Raw genomic sequence first — 17,844 nt, forward strand, 5'->3', positions numbered from 1 at the left:
ACCCGCTTTTAGTTTTTATGGGCCTATAGCTCAGCTGGTTAGAGCGCACGCCTGATAAGCGTGAGGTCGATGGTTCGAGTCCATTTAGGCCCATTTATTTTATTGGCCCGTTGGTCAAGCGGTTAAGACACCGCCCTTTCACGGCGGTAACACGGGTTCGAATCCCGTACGGGTCATGGAAGATACTTGATGAGTATCTTTTTCTTTTTATCTGAAAGAATGATTTTAAAAGGCTTAGCAGAGTTATCTTTATAGATGATTGTGCTAAGCTTTTTTGGATAAATCTAATGTAAAATATTTATATTTTTTAAGCAAAAAAATGAAAAAATACGAGCAGAAAACTGTTTTATCTGCTATACTTGGTTCGTTGCAAGTTCCCGAAAGGATCCGCAGGACGGAGATGCCTTGTAACCGAATTTAACTAGGGGGAATCATTATAATGGTAGAAAGACACTTATTTACATCAGAATCTGTTTCTGAAGGACATCCAGATAAAATCGCTGACCAAATCAGTGATGCAATCTTGGATGCAATTTTAGAACAAGACCCAACAGCACGAGTAGCGTGTGAAACATCTGTAACAACTGGGCTTGTTTTAGTATTTGGAGAAATATCTACGACGGCATATGTAGATATTCAAAAAGTCGTACGGGAAACAATAAAAGAAATTGGTTATACACGTGCAAAATTCGGATTTGATGGAGATACAGCAGCTGTATTGGTTGCGATTGATGAACAATCTCCTGATATTGCTCAAGGAGTTGACGAAGCACTTGAGATCCGGGATGAAGATAAAAAAGACGTATTAGATGAAATTGGTGCTGGCGACCAAGGGTTAATGTTTGGTTTTGCTGTAGATGAAACACCGGAATTAATGCCTTTACCAATCGCTTTGAGTCATCGTCTGGTACGCCGCTTGGCAGATTTGCGTAAATCAAATGAATTAACGTATTTACGTCCAGATGCAAAATCTCAAGTCACAGTTGAATATGATGATCAAGGACAACCTGAACGCGTAGATACAATCGTTATTTCAACACAGCATGATGATGCAGTAGATAATGAAACAATTCGTCATGATGTCATCGAAAAAGTAGTGAAGGAAGTTATTCCAGCTGAATTATTAGATGATCAAACAAAATATTATATCAATCCGACTGGCCGATTTGTCATTGGTGGTCCTCAAGGGGATGCCGGATTAACAGGAAGAAAAATCATTGTTGATACGTATGGCGGTTATGCTCGTCATGGTGGCGGTGCTTTTTCTGGTAAAGATGCGACAAAAGTTGACCGTTCTGCCAGCTATGCTGCACGTTATATTGCTAAAAACATCGTTGCAGCAGGGCTTGCTCGCAAAGCAGAAGTACAGCTAGCTTATGCGATTGGTGTTGCTCAACCTGTTTCGATCTCCATCAATACTTTCGGTACTGGAACGGTTCCGGAAGAAGAACTGATTGCTGCAGTGAGAGAAAACTTCGATCTTCGGCCAGCAGGAATCATCGAGATGCTTGATTTGCGTCGTCCGATTTACAAACAAACAGCTGCTTACGGTCATTTTGGTCGTACAGATGTGGATTTGCCTTGGGAACATACGGACAAAGTAGATGCATTGAAAGCAAGTTTAGCAAAATAAGCTATATTCAGCTGGAACGATCGCCGAATGGTGGTTGTTCCAGCTTTTTTTATGGCAGTGCACCTCTTGAAAAAGATAGTGAGTATTTATCTATTTTTAGATCCTGTCATGATGAAAAAGGAGGAATAAGATGAAAAAAGAAACAAATGTTGCTTTAGTCACAGTGAGTGTTTTCATTGCAACGTTCATGACGGCTATTGAAGGAACAATCGTAACAACCGCTATGCCAACGATTGTCGGCTCATTACATGGAATGGAAATCATGAACTGGGTATTTTCAATTTATTTGCTGACAAACGCTATGCTTACTCCGATTTACGGAAAACTTGCGGATAAAGTGGGGCGGAAACCAATTTTTATTTTTGGGACATTATTGTTTATTATCGGTTCGTTATTTTGCGGTTTATCTCAAAGCATGATCGGGTTGATTGCAGCTCGTGCGATTCAAGGGATGGGCGCTGGAGCAATGATGCCAGTAGCTTTGACGATCATTGGCGATCTTTATTCTATTGAGAAGCGAGCAAAAGTTTTAGGCTTGAATAGTTCAGCTTGGGGAATTGCCAGTGTTTTTGGACCGCTTGCGGGAGGATTCATCGTTGAAACGATCAGCTGGCACTGGATCTTTTTTATCAATGTGCCGATCGGAATTCTATTAATTATTTTGATTTGTCTATATTTAAATGAACCAAAAATCATACATGAGTCTAAACCAATGGATATTTTTGGTAGTTTTAGTTTGATGGCCATGCTTGTCTCATTGCTGTTAGGGTTCCAATTATTAGGAGACGAAGGAATGAGTCCGCTTGTTTCTGCTTTGCTGCTAGGTAGTATCGTACTGTTAGGTATTTTTATTTTTGCCGAAAAAAGAGCTAAAGATCCTGTCATCATGATGCATTTATTCAAAAATCCACTATTTGTTGTGGTCAACTTGGCTGCAGCATTGGCTAGTGGTTTTTTGATGGGAATCGATGTTTATATTCCTATGTGGATGCAAGGTGTATTAGGACTGAATGCAGCAATTGGTGGGTTGGTATTAGCACCATTATCACTAGTCTGGATGGTCGGTTCTTTCCTTGCAAGCAAGTGGATGACTCAAATGAAAACTCATTGGGTCTTGAGAATTGGATTACTGATCGCAGCTATTGGGGGCGCTTGGTTGTATCTTATGCCTTTCAGAAGTAACTATTTATGGTTTTTTGCTATATCAACAATCATCGGTATAGGCTTAGGTGTGACCATGACTACCTCGACTGTCAGTGCACAAAATAGTGTATCTCGTGATCAGCTTGGTGTAGCAACTTCTTTTAATACGTTAGTTCGAACAATTGGTCAAACAGTTATGGTTTCTATTTTTGGTTTATTGATAAATGGGGTAACTAAACGAGAACTTGCAGCAGCAAATTTAACAAATGATGCAGATATCATGAACAAACTGGTGAATCCACAAACGGCTAAATATATCGATGCGGATATTCTGTTACCATTAAGAAAAATTCTTTATGATGGGTTACATTCCGTTTATCTAGTTGGCTTGTTACTCGTGATCATTGCTTTGGTCTTAACGCTTTTCGTTCATGAAAAAAGTGGTAAAATAAAACAGTAGTTTCGGTCGAGACATGTACTTTGCCGAATCATTCAAATTTAAAGTTATTCAAAAATAACTTCTTACTAAGGAAGGCGAAAATATGGCATTTATTCAAGCAAATATTTATTCGAATGTATTAGAAATGGAAGTCAATCTAAATGTGATACTCCCACAAACAACTAAAAAGGTGATTGGCACCAGTTCAGAGCAAGCGACAACGGACATACCTGTTTTATATTTACTTCATGGGATGGGTGGCAATCATAGTGTATGGGAAAGACGTACGTCGATTGAACGTTATGTAGCAGACTACGGATTAGCTGTCATCATGCCATCTACTGATCTTGGCTGGTATACAGATACGGTTTATGATATGAAATATTGGACGTTCATTGCAGAAGAGCTACCTGAGATTTGTCATGAACTATTCCCGCAATTAACAAGAAAAAGGGAAAAAACATATGCCGCTGGATTATCGATGGGCGGATATGGCGCATTAAAACTAGGCCTTGCAAAATCAGAAAATTTCGCAGCAGTAATCTCTCTTTCAGGCGCTGTTTCTGTAGGGAACCGAATGGATGACCTTTTGATGGTACGTAAAGCAGCCTTTTGGGAAGGGATCTTTGGACCATTGGATCAAATCGAAGGTTCAAAGAATGATCCGCAATATTTGTTGAAAGAATTAGTAAAAAGCGGAAAACCAGTCCCAAGGTTTTATATGGCTTGTGGGGAATCTGATTTTCTTTATCAAGCAAATCAGGAAATGGTATCTGCTATGCAGGAACAAGGCTTAGCGGTCACCTTTGAACAAGGACCTGGCGATCATAACTGGGTCTTCTGGGATCAATGGATCCAACGTGCATTGGTGTGGCTGATGGAAGAAAAGTAAAAAAGAGACTTAAAAAGATAGCTCCTATAGAGATCACTTTGTTGGTGACCTTTATAGGAGCTTTTTTTATCGATCGTTTTCTCTTCTTTTATTTTGTTGGCATAAACCTTCAATATAGGTTTGTGCACTCGTTAGAAAGAGTGCTTTTTCATTCAATTCTGCATGGGACTGCATACTTTCTTTAAATCCCTCTAATTGATTTTCAACTACATAATTACGCATAAATAGAACTGTTTCTTTCAAAAATTCATTTCCATCCATAATCTTTTGCCGAAGCTGTTGTTCATGCTGCTGATCCATTAGCTGTCCAATCAATAAATTGTGGAGAGAGGCAATGGCCTGATGACTTTGGGTGACTGAAAATCCTTCACGAACAAGTAATTGGATCATTTGTTCCAAATGTTCTAATCGACTCGGAAAAGCGGGCACAGTATTGATTTCTAATTCTGCCCCACAAGGAAAACGTGTGTAAAGGTCATAGTAATTTTCCATATATTGCAGCAATTGTTCATTCCAGGGCAAAGTTGGATCTGGAAGCGCTAGTTCTTCTTCCATTGTTTCAGCCATTTTCTGCAAGAGCTGTTGTTTATTTTTGAAATACCAATATAAAGCAGGTGCTTGAACATGAATTCTGTTTGCGATGTTTCGCATGGAAAGCTGCGAAAGAGCTTGTGTTTCAGCCAGGATATCAAAGGCGGCCTGAATGATGATTGCTTGAGAAAGCTTTATTTCCATTTTATCAACCTCGTGTATTGCATTATCTTTTTAAACATGGTAAATTGTTAGTCGGTCTAATTTTACAGTGTTAAATTAGTCCTGTCAATTTAAACAAAGGGGTGTAATCTACGAATGAAATTAATCTTACGACATGCGAAAAAATATAAAGTAGCTGTTTTTATTTCCTTGCTGTCCGTAGCAGTCATGGTTGCAGCAGCATTATGGCAACCTAAGTTACTACAGCAAGTATTGGAAGCTATTATTACAGAAGATAATGATGAAATGAAAACAATCGGTATTTACCTGATCAGTCTGGCTTTGCTAGGATTAGCCGCAGGTGTAACGAACACGATTTTCTCTGCAAAAGTAGCTCAGGGCGTAAGTGCAGATATCCGAGAAGAAGCATTTCGAAAGATCCAGACATTTTCATTTGGGAATATCGAACAGTTCTCTGCTGGGAATCTTGTTGTTCGTCTAACAAATGATATCACGCAAATCCAAAATTTAGTGATGATTTCTTTGCAATCACTTTTTCGAATTCCATTCTTATTTATTGGTGCCTTCATTTTAGCTATGATCACGATGCCACAATTGTGGTGGATCATCGTAGCGCTTATCGTTACGGTATTTCTTATCACGGCACTTTCATTTACACGGATGGGTAAGCACTTCATGATCATTCAAAAACTGATTGATCGTGTAAATAGCATTGCAAAAGAAAACTTACTAGGGATTCGTGTGGTGAAATCTTTTGTACAGGAAGAAAACCAATTGAAGACATTCAGCAAAGTAAGTGAGGACTTAACAAAACACAACATCATAGTCGGTACATTATTTTCTGTGATGATCCCGTCCTTCATGCTGGCTGCCAATTTGGCTGTGGTTGGGGCGATCTTTTTTGTGAGCGATCTTGTTAAAGATGATCCTACGTTAATTGGTGGAATTGCTTCATTCATGAATTACTTGATGCAGATCATGATGGCGATCATTATCGGTGGAATGATGATGATGATGACTTCAAGAGCAGCCGTATCGCTGAAGCGGATTGCGGAAATTTTAGATGCTGAACCAGATCTTACTTATTTAGACGTTCCAGAACAAGAGTTGACGGGTTCTGTCACTTTTGACCATGTTTCTTTTCGTTATCCTGGTGAGGATACAGATACGCTTAAAGATATCAGCTTTTCTATCAAACCTGGAGAAATGGTCGGGATCGTCGGGGCGACTGGCGCCGGGAAATCCACACTAGCACAGCTGATTCCTCGTCTGTTTGATCCAACAGAAGGAAAAGTAGAAGTAGGTGGTGTAGATCTTCGCCAAGTAAATGAAAAGAGTTTAAGACAAACGGTGTCCTTTGTTTTGCAAAAAGCAATTTTATTCTCAGGAACGATTGCTCAAAACTTGCGCCAAGGAAAAAAGAATGCAACAGAAAAAGAGATGGAACATGCTTCTTCTATTGCTCAAGCAAAAGAATTCATCGAAAAGTTATCTGATCGTTACGAAGCACCAGTAGAAGAACGAAGCAGCAATTTTTCTGGTGGACAAAAGCAGCGACTATCCATTACTCGTGGTGTTATCGGTGATCCAAAGATCTTGATTTTAGATGATAGTACGAGTGCATTGGATGCTCGCTCTGAAAAACTGGTCCGAGAAGCACTGGATCGAGATTTGAAGGGAACAACGACGATCGTCATCGCACAAAAAATTGCTTCTGTTGTCAAAGCAGACCGCATCTTAGTATTGGATGAAGGTAGATTAGTCGGCGAAGGAACCCATGAAGAATTGGTAGCTGGAAACCGTGTCTATCAGGAAATCTTTGAAACTCAAAAAGGAACGGAGGAGTAAGTATGACTGATTTAATAAAAGCAAGTAAATTTTTCTATCACTATTTGAAGCGGTACAAACTCTCCTTTTTCTTTATCTTTATCACAGTAATTATTGCTACCTATCTACAAGTAAAAGCACCTCAGTATATCGGGGAAGCTTTCCAAGAATTAGCAAATTACGTAGGTGGCTTGATGCAAGGCGTAGACGATAAAAGCAAATTTGTTTCTGTGATATGGAAACTCTTGTTGTTTTATGTATTAGCTAGTGCAGCCAACTTTATTTATAGTATTTTGTTCACTCAAGTAGTAGGAAAGTCAACGAACCGGATGCGTATCGGTTTATTCAACAAATTGGAAAAATTGACGATTCGCTTCTTTGATTCTCATCAGGATGGTGAAATTTTAAGTCGTTTTACCAGTGACTTAGATAATATTCAAAATAGTTTGAACCAAGCATTGCTTCAAGTCATCACGAATGCTGTTTTACTTGTCGGAATCTTGATTATGATGTTTCGTCAAAATGTAGAATTAGCTTGGGCTACGATTGCTTCTACTCCAGTAGCTATTTTGATAGCTGTCTTGATTATCCGAAAAGCGCGAAAATACGTGGATCTTCAGCAAGATGAAGTGGGAAAACTGAATGGCTATATGGATGAAAAAATCAGCGGACAACGTGTTATCATCACAAATGGCTTACAAGAAGAGACGATTGAAGGATTCTTAGAACATAATCAAAGTGTTCGCGAAGCAACGTTCAAAGGACAAGCATATTCTGGCCTACTATTTCCGATGATGCAAGGAATGTCACTAGTCAATACAGCAATCGTTATCTTTTTCGGCGGTTGGTTAGCATTGAATGGCGATTTGGAACGTTCGGTGGCGTTAGGCTTAGTTGTGACATTTGTCCAATATTCACAACAATACTACCAACCATTGATGCAGATTTCTTCTGGGTACAGCATGATCCAATTAGCAATCACAGGGGCAAGACGATTAAATGAAATGTTTGATGAAAAAGATGAAGTCAAACCAGAAAACGGTAAAGCATTTGATGGAGTGGAACAAGGACTTGCCTTGCAACACGTAGATTTTGGTTATTCTCCAGAAAAACTAGTCTTGAAAGATGTCTCAATCAATGTGGACAAAGGAGAAATGGTTGCTCTTGTTGGACCAACCGGATCTGGGAAAACGACGATCATGAATCTGCTGAATCGTTTTTATGATGTCAATGATGGGTCAGTAGTCATCGATGGAATAGATATCCGAGAGTATGATCTAGATGCATTACGTAGACATGTAGGAATCGTTTTGCAAGAATCCGTATTGTTCTCTGGCACCATCAAAGACAATATCACATTCGGTAAACCAGATGCTTCAGATGAAGAAGTCATCAATGCAGCAAAACAAGCGAACATTCACGACTTCATCATGACGTTAGAAAAAGGGTATGATACAGAGATATCCGAAGAAAACAATTTGTTCAGTACAGGTCAAAAGCAGTTGATCAGTATTGCTCGAACGATCATCACAAATCCATCTTTATTGATTTTGGATGAAGCAACAAGTAATGTAGACACGGTAACAGAAGCAAGGATCCAAAAAGCAATGGATGAAGCAATCAAAGGAAGAACCAGCTTTGTGATTGCTCACCGGCTGAAAACGATCTTGAATGCAGATAGAATCGTTGTCTTGCGTGATGGGGAAGTCATTGAAGAAGGCAGTCATCACGAGTTATTAGCAGAAAATGGATTCTATGCGGAACTTTATCATAATCAATTTGTATTTGAATAAAGAGGTTGTGCAAAAGCTGTCCTGCATCAAGTAATAAGAACAGCCAATCAAAAACAGCTTCTCATGTTTTTGATTTGGTTGGACTTATTACCGCAGATGCAAGCTTTTGAGCACCGTGAATAAAGAGGTTGTGAAATCAACGCTCTAACCTGAGTATTAGAGAAAAAAACGCAAAACATATCATTTATGTTTTGCGTTTTTTATTTATCTTTTTTTCTCAATACAATATAAAATAGGTGGCTGGTTCTTTTGGTTGATAAACCGATAATTCAGCACATTATATGTTTCCTGTGGCAGTTTGGAACAAAAAGAGTCAACCATATCCAGTTCTTTTTCTCCGCCTTCATGACCATAGTAGACGACAAGGATCAATCGTCCGCGAGGCACAAGTCGTTTCAATATTTCTTCCATAGCTGTGCGTGTAGTCTCTGGCATAGTGATGATTGCTTTATCACTTTTTGGGAGATACCCTAGATTGAAGATCCCTGCTTTGAGATCTTGTTGTTCAGCTATCACTTCTCCTAACGTTTCGTGGCCTTGTAGAAACAATGAGACACGTTCTTCTAACTGATGCTGTTCTAGCTTTTCGCGAGTAGCATCGATTGCTTGTTGCTGGATATCAAAACTATAGACATGACCAGTTTTTCCGATGTGTTCTGCTAGAAAAACCGTATCGTGGCCATTGCCCATCGTTGCATCTACGACGTGATCTCCTGGTTGCAAGATTTCTTGCAGTAATGTATGGCTGAAATGCAAAGCAGTTTGCAACATCAGACACTCACCTTTTTCCGTACATCATATTTTCCTTGGAAGCTATCTCTGCGAAGAAGTTCTTCATCAATTGCATTCAAGACTTCCCATTTTTTCAAGCTCCACATTGGTCCAATCAAGGAATCCCACGGCGCATCCCCTGTCAAACGATGGATGATGATTTCTTTTGGTATCATTTCCAGCTGGTCGCAAATGACATTGACATAGTCAGGACGGCTCATTAATTGAAGTCGACCTTCATGATAATCTCGCAACATTCTCGTTTTGCGCATCAGATGCATCAAATGGAGCTTGATTCCTTGGATATCGGAATCTAAAATAGTGCGTCTGACATTTTCTTTCATCATTTCTAAACTTTCGCCTGGTAATCCGTTGATCAAATGCGTACAAACACGGATATTATGTTTGCGTAATTTAGCCACGCCATCTAAATAAGTTTGATAATCATGTGCTCGGTTGATCAGTTTTGAAGTTTCTTCAAAAGTTGTTTGCAATCCAAGTTCTACCCATAAATACATCCGCTCATTCAGTTCAGCAAGGTAATCAACTACTTCATCTGGCAGACAATCCGGTCGTGTACCAACTGATAATCCTACGACACCTGGTAAATTGACTACTTGCTCAAATCGTTCTTTAATTATTTCAACTGGCGCATGGGTGTTTGTAAAATTTTGGAAATAAACGATGTATTGTTGGACATGAGGCCATTTTTGATGCATCATGTCAATTTCTTTCTGGAATTGGATTGGAAGTGGGTCTTCAGGTGCAACGATCATGTCACCCGAACCAGATACACTGCAAAAAGTACATCCGCCATGGGCAACAGTCCCATCTCGATTCGGGCAGTCGAACCCTCCATCGATCGGCACCTTGAAAATTTTCCCGCCAAACTCATTTCGTAAAGCGTAATTCCAAGAATGATATCTTTTATTTCCTTCTGAATAAGGAAAAGTCATTAAAAGTCCTTCTTTCTGTAAGAGTTATCTATTTGTTTTCTTTTTTCTCTATACACTGGATAAGTCAGGCACAGCCAAGAAAGACTGAGTAAGTAGCCGCCGATGATATCAGTAGGAAAATGAACACCCAGATAAATGCGGCTTATCCCGACACTTACTATAATAAACACCATCAGTAATTGAAGCAATGTACGTAAGGTTCTTTTTTGAACAAAAGCTGGCAGCAGAAATAGGAAAGAGCCGTAAAGAATCATACTGCCTGCTGCATGTCCACTAGGGAAACTATAACTTGTTTCAACCACTAAGTGTGTCAATGAAGGGCGCTCTCGCATGAAAAATAGTTTGATCAACGGGTTGATGATTCCAGCAATTACAATAAATCCAGAAACGAACCAAAATGTTTCTGCCCTTTTTTTCTTATACCACATCCATAAAGCCGTACAAGCAAATAAAATGATGACGGTAAGAGGATTACCGAATTTAGTCATAAAGAGTTGGTAGCTGTTCAGATCAGGATAAGAAGCTCTGACAATGTCTGTAAACCACTGATCGAAACCAGAAAGCCACGACAGATGGAACTTTACGATCCAGCCCAAAATAAAAAACAGGACAAGAAAGAAGCTGCCAGTCACCTGAAATGATGTTTTATATTTCATACAATTCCTCCTTTGAAGCAATGACTTATTATAGCATTTTTGGTCCAGCGAAAAAAACGGTAAAGAGATAAAACCAATGTATGATCCCTCTTTGAATAACCAATATTCTTATAAAAAAAATAACTGTAACCGGAAAGACATTTTTTGGTAATACAAATGAAATGTTAGGAAAATAAAATCAGTGTTTTTCGAAATCCTTGTAAATAAGAACATAGACGTAGGAAGAACTTGAAAATGAACAGAAGTTGTTCATTACGGTAAATTACAATATGATTACAAAAAACAACAAAGCTCTTAAATAACTTTTAATAAATATTAAGAGAAGTTATAATTATTAATAATAGATAAATTGAAGTTGGAGGATAGAAGATGGAAAACATTGCAAGAAAAGAACGGAGACGTTTAGAACAGACCAAACGTTTTCGAAAAGCAAAACGAGGGGCAGCAATCGTGGGAACTGCGATGGTAGGCTGTTCTGTCGCTGCTCCATTAGTACAGCCGGTTCCTGTTCAAGCGGATGAAACACCTGTTCAGTTCGGCGCAAGAATCAACACAGCGGCATTTATCACAGAAATTGCTACTTATGCGCAGCCAATTGCTCAAGCTAATGATTTGTATGCATCAGTGATGATCGCACAAGCAGTTGTAGAAAGCGGTTGGGGCAGTAGTGCGTTATCGCAAGCACCTTATTACAATCTTTTTGGGATAAAAGGTAGCTATCAAGGACAAACCGTCTACATGGATACGCTTGAATTTTTAAATAATCAATGGGTAAATAAAAAGGAGCCTTTCCGACAATATCCTTCTTTTGCTGAATCGTTCAATGACAATGCCTATGTACTTAGAAATACTTCATTTGGCAACGGCTATTACTATGCCGGTACTTGGAAGAGCAACACGAAATCCTATACAGATGCGACAGCTTGTTTAACAGGTCGTTATGCAACTGACCCTGGTTATGCAAGCAAATTAAATAATATCATCACGACTTACGGATTGACCCAATATGATACACCAGCTAGCGGAAACGCGGGCGGTGGAGCCACTACAGGTGGGAATAATACTGGAAGTACAGGTAGTACTAGCGGTTCAAACAATTCTGGTAATACAAACTCAGGTTCAGCAACTTCGACCACTTATACTGTTCAATCTGGCGATTCTGTTTGGGGAATCTCCAATAAATTCGGTATTACAATGGATCAATTGATTCAATGGAACAATATCCAAAACAATTTCATTTATCCAGGACAAAAACTAACGATCAAGGGTAGCCAAGAAAATGGCTCTTCGACGAATAATTCTGGTAACAATACCAATTCTTCAGGAAATGCTGGTACATCAAACGGAGGACAAACAACCGGGGCGAAATACACTGTTCAATCTGGCGATTCTGTTTGGAAGATCTCAAATGATCACGGAATTACGATGGCTCAATTGATTGAATGGAACAATATCAAGAATAATTTTGTTTATCCAGGACAACAGCTGATCGTATCAAATGGCGGTTCTTCTAATACTGGCTCAAATACTGGCTCAAGTACTGGGAACACAAGTGGTTCAAATTCGTCTAACTCAAGTTCTTCTAATACGGCTTCAGGAACGAAATACACAGTGAAAGCCGGAGACTCTGTTTGGAGTGTCTCCAACAAATATGGAATTACGATGGCTCAACTGATTCAATGGAACAACATCCAAAATAACTTTATTTATCCAGGACAACAACTGACTGTTTCAAACAGTGGGTCAACAAACAGCGCATCAAGTAATACAGGTTCGTCAGCCAATACAAATAACAGCAGTTCAGCTAATACTGGCAGCAGTTCGTCTCAAGGCACTTATACAGTCAAGGCGGGTGAATCTGTTTGGAGCGTAGCAAATAAAAATGGCATCACGATGAATCAGCTGATCGAATGGAATAATATCAAAAACAACTTTATTTACCCAGGACAGCAATTGATTGTTAAAGGCGGCAATTCAACAAATACCAATACAGGTTCAACTACTTCGGCAGCGAAACCAAATACACCGAATACGTCTGCTACAACAAGTACATCATCCTCTGGTAATACAATGTATACCGTGAAAGCAGGCGAGTCAGTTTGGAGCGTAGCGAACAAACATCATATCACGATGGATCAGTTGATCGAATGGAATAATATCAAAAATAATTTCATCTATCCTGGACAACAAGTGATCGTGAAGAAAGGTTCGTCTCAAACAACAAACCAACAATCACCTGCTGGTTCGAAAACCTATACTGTGAAATCTGGAGAATCTGTTTGGGGCGTTGCTGACAGCCATGGTATTACAATGTCTCAACTAATCGAATGGAACAATATCAAAAACAACTTTATTTATCCAGGTCAAACATTGATTGTAGCTAAATAAAATAGCTGTTCAAAGAAATAACGATTGAATTCCACAAAAATATTTGTTACTATAAGGCTACTTAAATATGACAACACTTGAAAAGGAAGTAGTAAAAAGACTGAAGTTTCAGAGAGCACATGGTTGGTGAGAATGTGCACGGATGCTTTTGAACTCGCCTTTGAGTTGCCCTTGCTGAATATTCGAGTAAGCAAGTGGCGGTGACGGCCGTTACAACGTTCGAGGCCTTTTCATTAAGGTAAAAATAGGTGGTACCGCGTAGATTACGTCCTATAAAAAGAGCAATCTTTTTATAGGATTTTTTTATTTCTTTTGTGAAGTTTGAGAAAACAAAGTAAAAGAAAACAAAAAGAAACAGATTCTGCCGGTTTTTTTCGCTATAATAGAAACAAGCGTTTTTAATAGAACAGGAGGACAGAAAATGAGTTACAATCATAAAGAAATTGAGAAAAAATGGCAAAAATACTGGGCAAAAACGAATACCTTCAACACCCATGATGATCCTGAAAAACCAAAATTTTATGCACTAGATATGTTTCCCTATCCATCCGGACAAGGGCTCCATGTAGGGCATCCTGAAGGCTATACGGCAACGGATATCCTTTCCCGTGTGAAAAGAAGTCAAGGATACAACGTACTGCATCCAATGGGGTGGGATGCATTCGGTCTACCTGCTGAGCAATATGCGTTAGATACAGGAAACGATCCGGCTGAATTTACCCAAAAAAATATCGAAACATTCCGACGCCAAATCAATTCTTTAGGATTTAGTTATGACTGGAATCGCGAAGTGAATACAACTGATCCAGAGTATTACAAATGGACACAATGGATCTTTACGAAGCTTTATGAAAAAGGTCTGGCTTATGAAGCAGAAGTAGCGGTAAACTGGGTACCTGAATTAGGAACAGTTATTTCAAATGAAGAAGTGATCGATGGAAAAAGTGAACGTGGTGGCTATGACGTAGTCAGAAAACCAATGCGCCAATGGATGCTGAAAATCACTGCTTATGCCGATCGCTTATTGGATGATCTAGAACTAGTTGACTGGCCAGAAAGCATCAAGGAAATGCAAAGAAATTGGATCGGGCGTTCAGTGGGAGCAAATGTTGAATTTAAAGTGGCTGGTACGGATAAATCCTATACCGTGTTTACGACACGACCAGATACTCTATTCGGTGCAACTTACTCGGTTCTTGCACCTGAACTAGATCTTGTTAGAGAAATTACAACTCCTGAACAAAAAGCTGCTGTAGAAGCTTATATCGAAGAGACAGCGAAAAAATCAGATCTGAAGAGAACAGATCTTGCAAAAGAAAAAACAGGAGTATTTACTGGTGCTTACGCAATCAATCCAGTCAATGGCAAAGAAATCCCAATCTGGATCGCTGATTATGTATTAGCTTCATACGGCACAGGAGCAATCATGGCTGTTCCAGCACATGATGAACGTGACTTTGAATTCGCTCAAACTTTCGGACTAGAGATTCTTCCAGTTATTGAAGGTGGAGATGTTCAAAAAGCTGCTTACACAGAAGATGGTACGCACATCAACTCTGAATTTTTAGACGGTATGAACAAACAAGAAGCAATCGACAAAATGAATGAATGGCTAGAAGAAAATGGCTTAGGGAAAAAAGAAGTCAGCTATCGCTTACGCGACTGGCTATTCTCCCGTCAACGTTACTGGGGCGAACCAATCCCAATCATCCACTGGGAAGACGGAACAGTCACAGCTGTCCCAGAAGAAGAGCTACCATTACGTTTGCCTAAGACAAAAAATATCAAGCCAAGCGGTACTGGAGAATCTCCATTAGCAAATATTGAGGAGTGGGTCAATGTCGTTGATCCTGTAACAGGTAAAAAAGGCCGTCGCGAAACGAATACAATGCCACAATGGGCAGGAAGCTCATGGTATTACCTGCGTTATATCGACCCTCATAACAAAAAAGAACTAGCAGATTATGAAAAGTTGAAGCGTTGGCTGCCAGTTGACATCTACATTGGTGGAGCAGAACATGCGGTACTTCATTTACTATATGCACGATTCTGGCATAAGTTCTTATACGATATCGGTGTTGTTCCTACAAAAGAACCATTCCAAAAACTATACAATCAAGGAATGATCTTAGGCGAAAACAACGAAAAAATGTCAAAATCTCGCGGTAATGTAGTCAATCCTGATGATGTGGTTGAAACTTACGGTGCAGATACACTGCGCATGTACGAAATGTTCATGGGACCATTAGACGCTTCGATTGCTTGGAGCGAAAATGGCTTAGAAGGAAGTCGTAAATTCTTGGATCGTGTATGGCGTTTGATCGTTGATGAAAACAATAAAATGCGTGATCGTATCACTACATTGAATGACGGCAAACTTGATAAAGTGTACCATCAAACAGTAAAAAAAGTGACAGAAGACTATGAAAATCTTCATTTCAATACAGCAATCTCCCAATTGATGGTCTTTATCAATGAAGCCTATAAAGTGGACGCTCTGCCTTATGAATATATCGAAGGATTTGTTCAACTACTCGCACCGATTGCTCCTCACATGGGTGAAGAACTATGGTCAATCCTTGGAAATGAAGGTGGTATTTCTTACGCACCATGGCCAACATATGACGAAGCAGCACTTGTGGAAGACGAAGTAGAAGTTGTTTTCCAAGTAAACGGTAAAGTTCGTGCGAAAAGCAATGTTCCCCGAGACTTAGGGAAAGATGAGCTAGAAAAAGTAGCATTAGCTAATGAAACAGTGCAAGAATATATCGAAGGCAAAACAGTCAGAAAAATTATTGCGGTACCAAATAAGTTAGTCAATATCGTTGCTAATTAAATAACCTGATAAAAGCAGTTGGCAGAATCTCTGTCAGCTGTTTTTTTGTAAAAAATATGAATAGGGAAAATAGTTGACAAGAAAATAACAACGCCATATGATGTTCCATAGTATTTACAACCTGTCATAGTTGACTGTAAAAAATATAGAAATAAAAGTAAAAGAAAGGACGACAACAGGTGGGTTTTTATCAGTCTCTGCAACTAGATCCGTTTATTTTAAAACAAAAAATACGAGAAGCAACTTCTAGAAAAGAAAAGCGCATGTATATTTGTTCATTGTTTTTACGATCATTATTTATCGTATTATTTGCCATTTGTTTTATTATTTTCATTACAACATTGTTTGAATCGACGCATAAACCATACGCTGTGGTTTTATTCTGTATGTTGATGAGTATTCGTTTTGTTGATTTTGGTTATAAGATTTCTCATTCGATCATTAGTTTAGCAATCGTTATGCTCTCACTATTAATAGCGCCTTATGTCCAACTGATTAAATGGTCAGCTATGGGCGTGTTGATTCATTTTATTTTACTAAGTAGCATATTACTGGCAACTGCTAGTGATCCCAAAATGGGGAATGCTTCTTTGTACGGTTTTTCTTATCTTTTTATTGTTTATTCGTTACCTAAAGATTTGTTGAACAAGGATTTCTTTACACAAACAGGTAGCTTATTGTTTTTATTTTTTTGTTGGTTTTCAGTTATCCTTTATAGAAAACATCGAGAAAAGAATAGAGGCAAAAGCTTATTCAGAAAGAATTTTTTGAAAGATATTTATTCGCAACAAAAAATTTGGATGCTCAGCTATGCGTTTGGTATCAGTCTTTTGATTGTCGCAGGAGAATATGTCCCTTTTCAACGATTGATGTGGGCAGGGTTTGCATTTTCTTCTATTGTATCTAGCTATGGATTGATGTCGATTGGTTTCAAAGAACGAGCAGTAGACAGAATTATCGGCTCATTGATCGGATGTGCTTTATTTATTGGTATCAGCCAATTTATTCCATTTGCGTGGGTCGGTATATTGGGTGGACTAGCTTTAGGTATTTGTTCTACCTATAGATATAAAACAATTTTTAATTGCTTTGGTGCTTTGACAATCGCTGCAAGCTTATTTGGTGTTCCAGGAGCAGTAACGATCCGCATTTTTGAGAATATCCTTGGGGTATGTTTAGGAATCATGTATATTGGGGTGACTGAGATACTTATCCGCAAAATAAGAGAAAAACACGGTTTGAATCATTAGATGAGATCGAATAAAAAATAAGGAAAAAGTGAAGATACACATGGATGATAAATTGCTATCATTCCATGTGTATCTTTTTTTACGGAAAATCAGTGAAATGTTCTACGTTCATTATTCAAGTGATGATACACATTTTTTCCGTAATGCTACGGAAATATATATTTTGAATAGAAAACGCTTACAAGTTATGCTTGGTTTATAAAAATAAAAGGAGTGATTGATTTATGAAAAAAGCATTGATTATTTGTGCAGCAGGAATGTCATCATCGATGATGGCCTCAAAGACAACGGATTTCTTTAAGCAAAAAGGAGAAGAGGTACTCGTAGATGCAGTTTCAGCTACAGAAGGCGATAATATGATTAAGAATAGTGATTTTGATTTATTTCTGATCAGCCCGCAAACGACGATGTTTTTGGATAAATTCAAAAAATTAGGAGAATCTGTTGGAAAGCCTGTTGTTAGTATCCCTTTCCAAGCGTATGTCCCAATCCCTACAGGCATCCAGAAGTTAGCAGAGGTGATCGAAGAGAACATATGATGGAATA

The 17,844-nt window shown here is 38.8% G+C and carries 13 protein-coding genes, 2 tRNA genes, 1 riboswitch and 1 other annotated feature; of the genes, 11 read left to right on the forward strand and 4 right to left on the reverse strand.

Annotation, left to right across the window (positions count from 1 at the left end; all coding sequences use genetic code 11):
• Window positions 1-19 precede the first annotated feature (19 nt).
• The 5 genes from A5816_RS15220 (at window position 20) to A5816_RS15245 (ending at window position 4,107) form a co-directional block, all read left to right on the forward strand.
• Window positions 20-93, forward strand: a tRNA-Ile gene (locus A5816_RS15220).
• An 11-nt stretch (window positions 94-104) separates the two neighbouring features.
• Window positions 105-176: transfer RNA gene (locus tag A5816_RS15225), tRNA-Glu, on the forward strand.
• Between the two features lie 186 nt (window positions 177-362).
• A riboswitch (SMK box riboswitch) is annotated at window positions 363-442 on the forward strand.
• On the forward strand, window positions 440-1,633 hold the full coding sequence (gene metK / locus A5816_RS15230; protein ID WP_002292731.1) for a methionine adenosyltransferase: 1,194 nt from the start codon (window positions 440-442) through the stop codon (window positions 1,631-1,633). It overlaps the preceding riboswitch by 3 nt.
• 130 nt (window positions 1,634-1,763) lie before the next feature.
• Window positions 1,764-3,236 carry an MDR family MFS transporter gene (locus A5816_RS15240; RefSeq protein ID WP_086311690.1) on the forward strand — a complete coding sequence of 491 codons (1,473 nt, stop codon included), beginning with the start codon at window positions 1,764-1,766 and terminating at the stop codon, window positions 3,234-3,236.
• An 82-nt stretch (window positions 3,237-3,318) separates the two neighbouring features.
• A complete protein-coding gene (locus A5816_RS15245) occupies window positions 3,319-4,107 on the forward strand; it encodes an alpha/beta hydrolase family protein (protein WP_002374137.1) in 789 nt (262 codons plus the stop codon).
• 66 nt (window positions 4,108-4,173) lie between these two features.
• Here A5816_RS15245 and A5816_RS15250 read toward each other — a convergent pair whose 3' ends face one another.
• The gene (locus A5816_RS15250; protein WP_002374139.1) at window positions 4,174-4,842 is read right to left on the reverse strand and encodes a TetR family transcriptional regulator; all 669 of its coding nucleotides are present in this window, start codon (window positions 4,840-4,842) and stop codon (window positions 4,174-4,176) included.
• A gap of 114 nt (window positions 4,843-4,956) precedes the next feature.
• On the opposite strand from A5816_RS15250, the gene A5816_RS15255 reads away from it, so the two are divergent.
• Both A5816_RS15255 and A5816_RS15260 read left to right on the forward strand, forming a co-directional pair.
• The gene (locus A5816_RS15255) at window positions 4,957-6,669 is read left to right on the forward strand and encodes an ABC transporter ATP-binding protein (RefSeq protein ID WP_002329921.1); all 1,713 of its coding nucleotides are present in this window, start codon (window positions 4,957-4,959) and stop codon (window positions 6,667-6,669) included.
• A 2-nt stretch (window positions 6,670-6,671) separates the two neighbouring features.
• Window positions 6,672-8,441, forward strand: coding sequence for an ABC transporter ATP-binding protein (locus A5816_RS15260; RefSeq protein WP_002374145.1), 1,770 nt, complete (start codon window positions 6,672-6,674; stop codon window positions 8,439-8,441).
• 204 nt (window positions 8,442-8,645) lie between these two features.
• Here A5816_RS15260 and A5816_RS15265 read toward each other — a convergent pair whose 3' ends face one another.
• The 3 genes from A5816_RS15265 to A5816_RS15275 are packed head-to-tail and all read right to left on the reverse strand — an operon-like array spanning window position 8,646 to window position 10,824.
• Window positions 8,646-9,212: a class I SAM-dependent methyltransferase gene (locus A5816_RS15265; protein ID WP_002320153.1), complete on the reverse strand. Its 567-nt coding sequence runs from the start codon at window positions 9,210-9,212 to the stop codon at window positions 8,646-8,648.
• The gene (locus tag A5816_RS15270) at window positions 9,212-10,168 is read right to left on the reverse strand and encodes a TIGR01212 family radical SAM protein (RefSeq protein ID WP_002285909.1); all 957 of its coding nucleotides are present in this window, start codon (window positions 10,166-10,168) and stop codon (window positions 9,212-9,214) included. Before A5816_RS15270 ends, A5816_RS15265 begins: the two co-directional genes overlap by 1 nt.
• Complete coding sequence (locus A5816_RS15275) at window positions 10,168-10,824, reverse strand: phosphatase PAP2 family protein (protein WP_086311691.1); 657 nt, start codon at window positions 10,822-10,824, stop codon at window positions 10,168-10,170. The genes A5816_RS15270 and A5816_RS15275 overlap by 1 nt, the downstream gene beginning before the upstream one ends.
• Before the next feature lie 369 nt (window positions 10,825-11,193).
• Between A5816_RS15275 and A5816_RS15280 the strand changes: the two genes are divergently transcribed.
• The 4 genes from A5816_RS15280 to A5816_RS15295 all read left to right on the forward strand — a co-directional run bounded on the left by A5816_RS15280 (window position 11,194) and on the right by A5816_RS15295 (window position 17,837).
• Complete coding sequence (locus A5816_RS15280) at window positions 11,194-13,212, forward strand: LysM peptidoglycan-binding domain-containing protein (RefSeq protein WP_086311692.1); 2,019 nt, start codon at window positions 11,194-11,196, stop codon at window positions 13,210-13,212.
• A 69-nt stretch (window positions 13,213-13,281) separates the two neighbouring features.
• Window positions 13,282-13,488: a binding site (T-box leader), on the forward strand.
• Between the two features lie 145 nt (window positions 13,489-13,633).
• Window positions 13,634-16,048 (forward strand): leucine--tRNA ligase, encoded by a 2,415-nt coding sequence (gene leuS / locus A5816_RS15285; protein ID WP_086311693.1) that lies wholly within the window; start codon window positions 13,634-13,636, stop codon window positions 16,046-16,048.
• A 179-nt stretch (window positions 16,049-16,227) separates the two neighbouring features.
• Window positions 16,228-17,298, forward strand: coding sequence for an FUSC family protein (locus tag A5816_RS15290; protein ID WP_086311694.1), 1,071 nt, complete (start codon window positions 16,228-16,230; stop codon window positions 17,296-17,298).
• 224 nt (window positions 17,299-17,522) lie between these two features.
• The gene (locus tag A5816_RS15295; RefSeq protein ID WP_002297720.1) at window positions 17,523-17,837 is read left to right on the forward strand and encodes a PTS cellobiose transporter subunit IIB; all 315 of its coding nucleotides are present in this window, start codon (window positions 17,523-17,525) and stop codon (window positions 17,835-17,837) included.
• Window positions 17,838-17,844: the final 7 nt, after the last annotated feature.

The organism is Enterococcus sp. 3G1_DIV0629 (assembly GCF_002141285.1).
Taxonomy (GTDB): Bacteria; Bacillota; Bacilli; order Lactobacillales; family Enterococcaceae; genus Enterococcus_B; species Enterococcus_B lactis.

Coding starts and splice junctions, on each gene's coding strand:
- metK (WP_002292731.1), top strand. CDS start 440: ATGGTAGAAAGACACTTATTTACATCAGAATCTGTTTCTGAAGGACAT.
- A5816_RS15240 (WP_086311690.1), top strand. CDS start 1,764: ATGAAAAAAGAAACAAATGTTGCTTTAGTCACAGTGAGTGTTTTCATT.
- A5816_RS15245 (WP_002374137.1), top strand. CDS start 3,319: ATGGCATTTATTCAAGCAAATATTTATTCGAATGTATTAGAAATGGAA.
- A5816_RS15250 (WP_002374139.1), bottom strand. CDS start 4,842: ATGGAAATAAAGCTTTCTCAAGCAATCATCATTCAGGCCGCCTTTGAT.
- A5816_RS15255 (WP_002329921.1), top strand. CDS start 4,957: ATGAAATTAATCTTACGACATGCGAAAAAATATAAAGTAGCTGTTTTT.
- A5816_RS15260 (WP_002374145.1), top strand. CDS start 6,672: ATGACTGATTTAATAAAAGCAAGTAAATTTTTCTATCACTATTTGAAG.
- A5816_RS15265 (WP_002320153.1), bottom strand. CDS start 9,212: ATGTTGCAAACTGCTTTGCATTTCAGCCATACATTACTGCAAGAAATC.
- A5816_RS15270 (WP_002285909.1), bottom strand. CDS start 10,168: ATGACTTTTCCTTATTCAGAAGGAAATAAAAGATATCATTCTTGGAAT.
- A5816_RS15275 (WP_086311691.1), bottom strand. CDS start 10,824: ATGAAATATAAAACATCATTTCAGGTGACTGGCAGCTTCTTTCTTGTC.
- A5816_RS15280 (WP_086311692.1), top strand. CDS start 11,194: ATGGAAAACATTGCAAGAAAAGAACGGAGACGTTTAGAACAGACCAAA.
- leuS (WP_086311693.1), top strand. CDS start 13,634: ATGAGTTACAATCATAAAGAAATTGAGAAAAAATGGCAAAAATACTGG.
- A5816_RS15295 (WP_002297720.1), top strand. CDS start 17,523: ATGAAAAAAGCATTGATTATTTGTGCAGCAGGAATGTCATCATCGATG.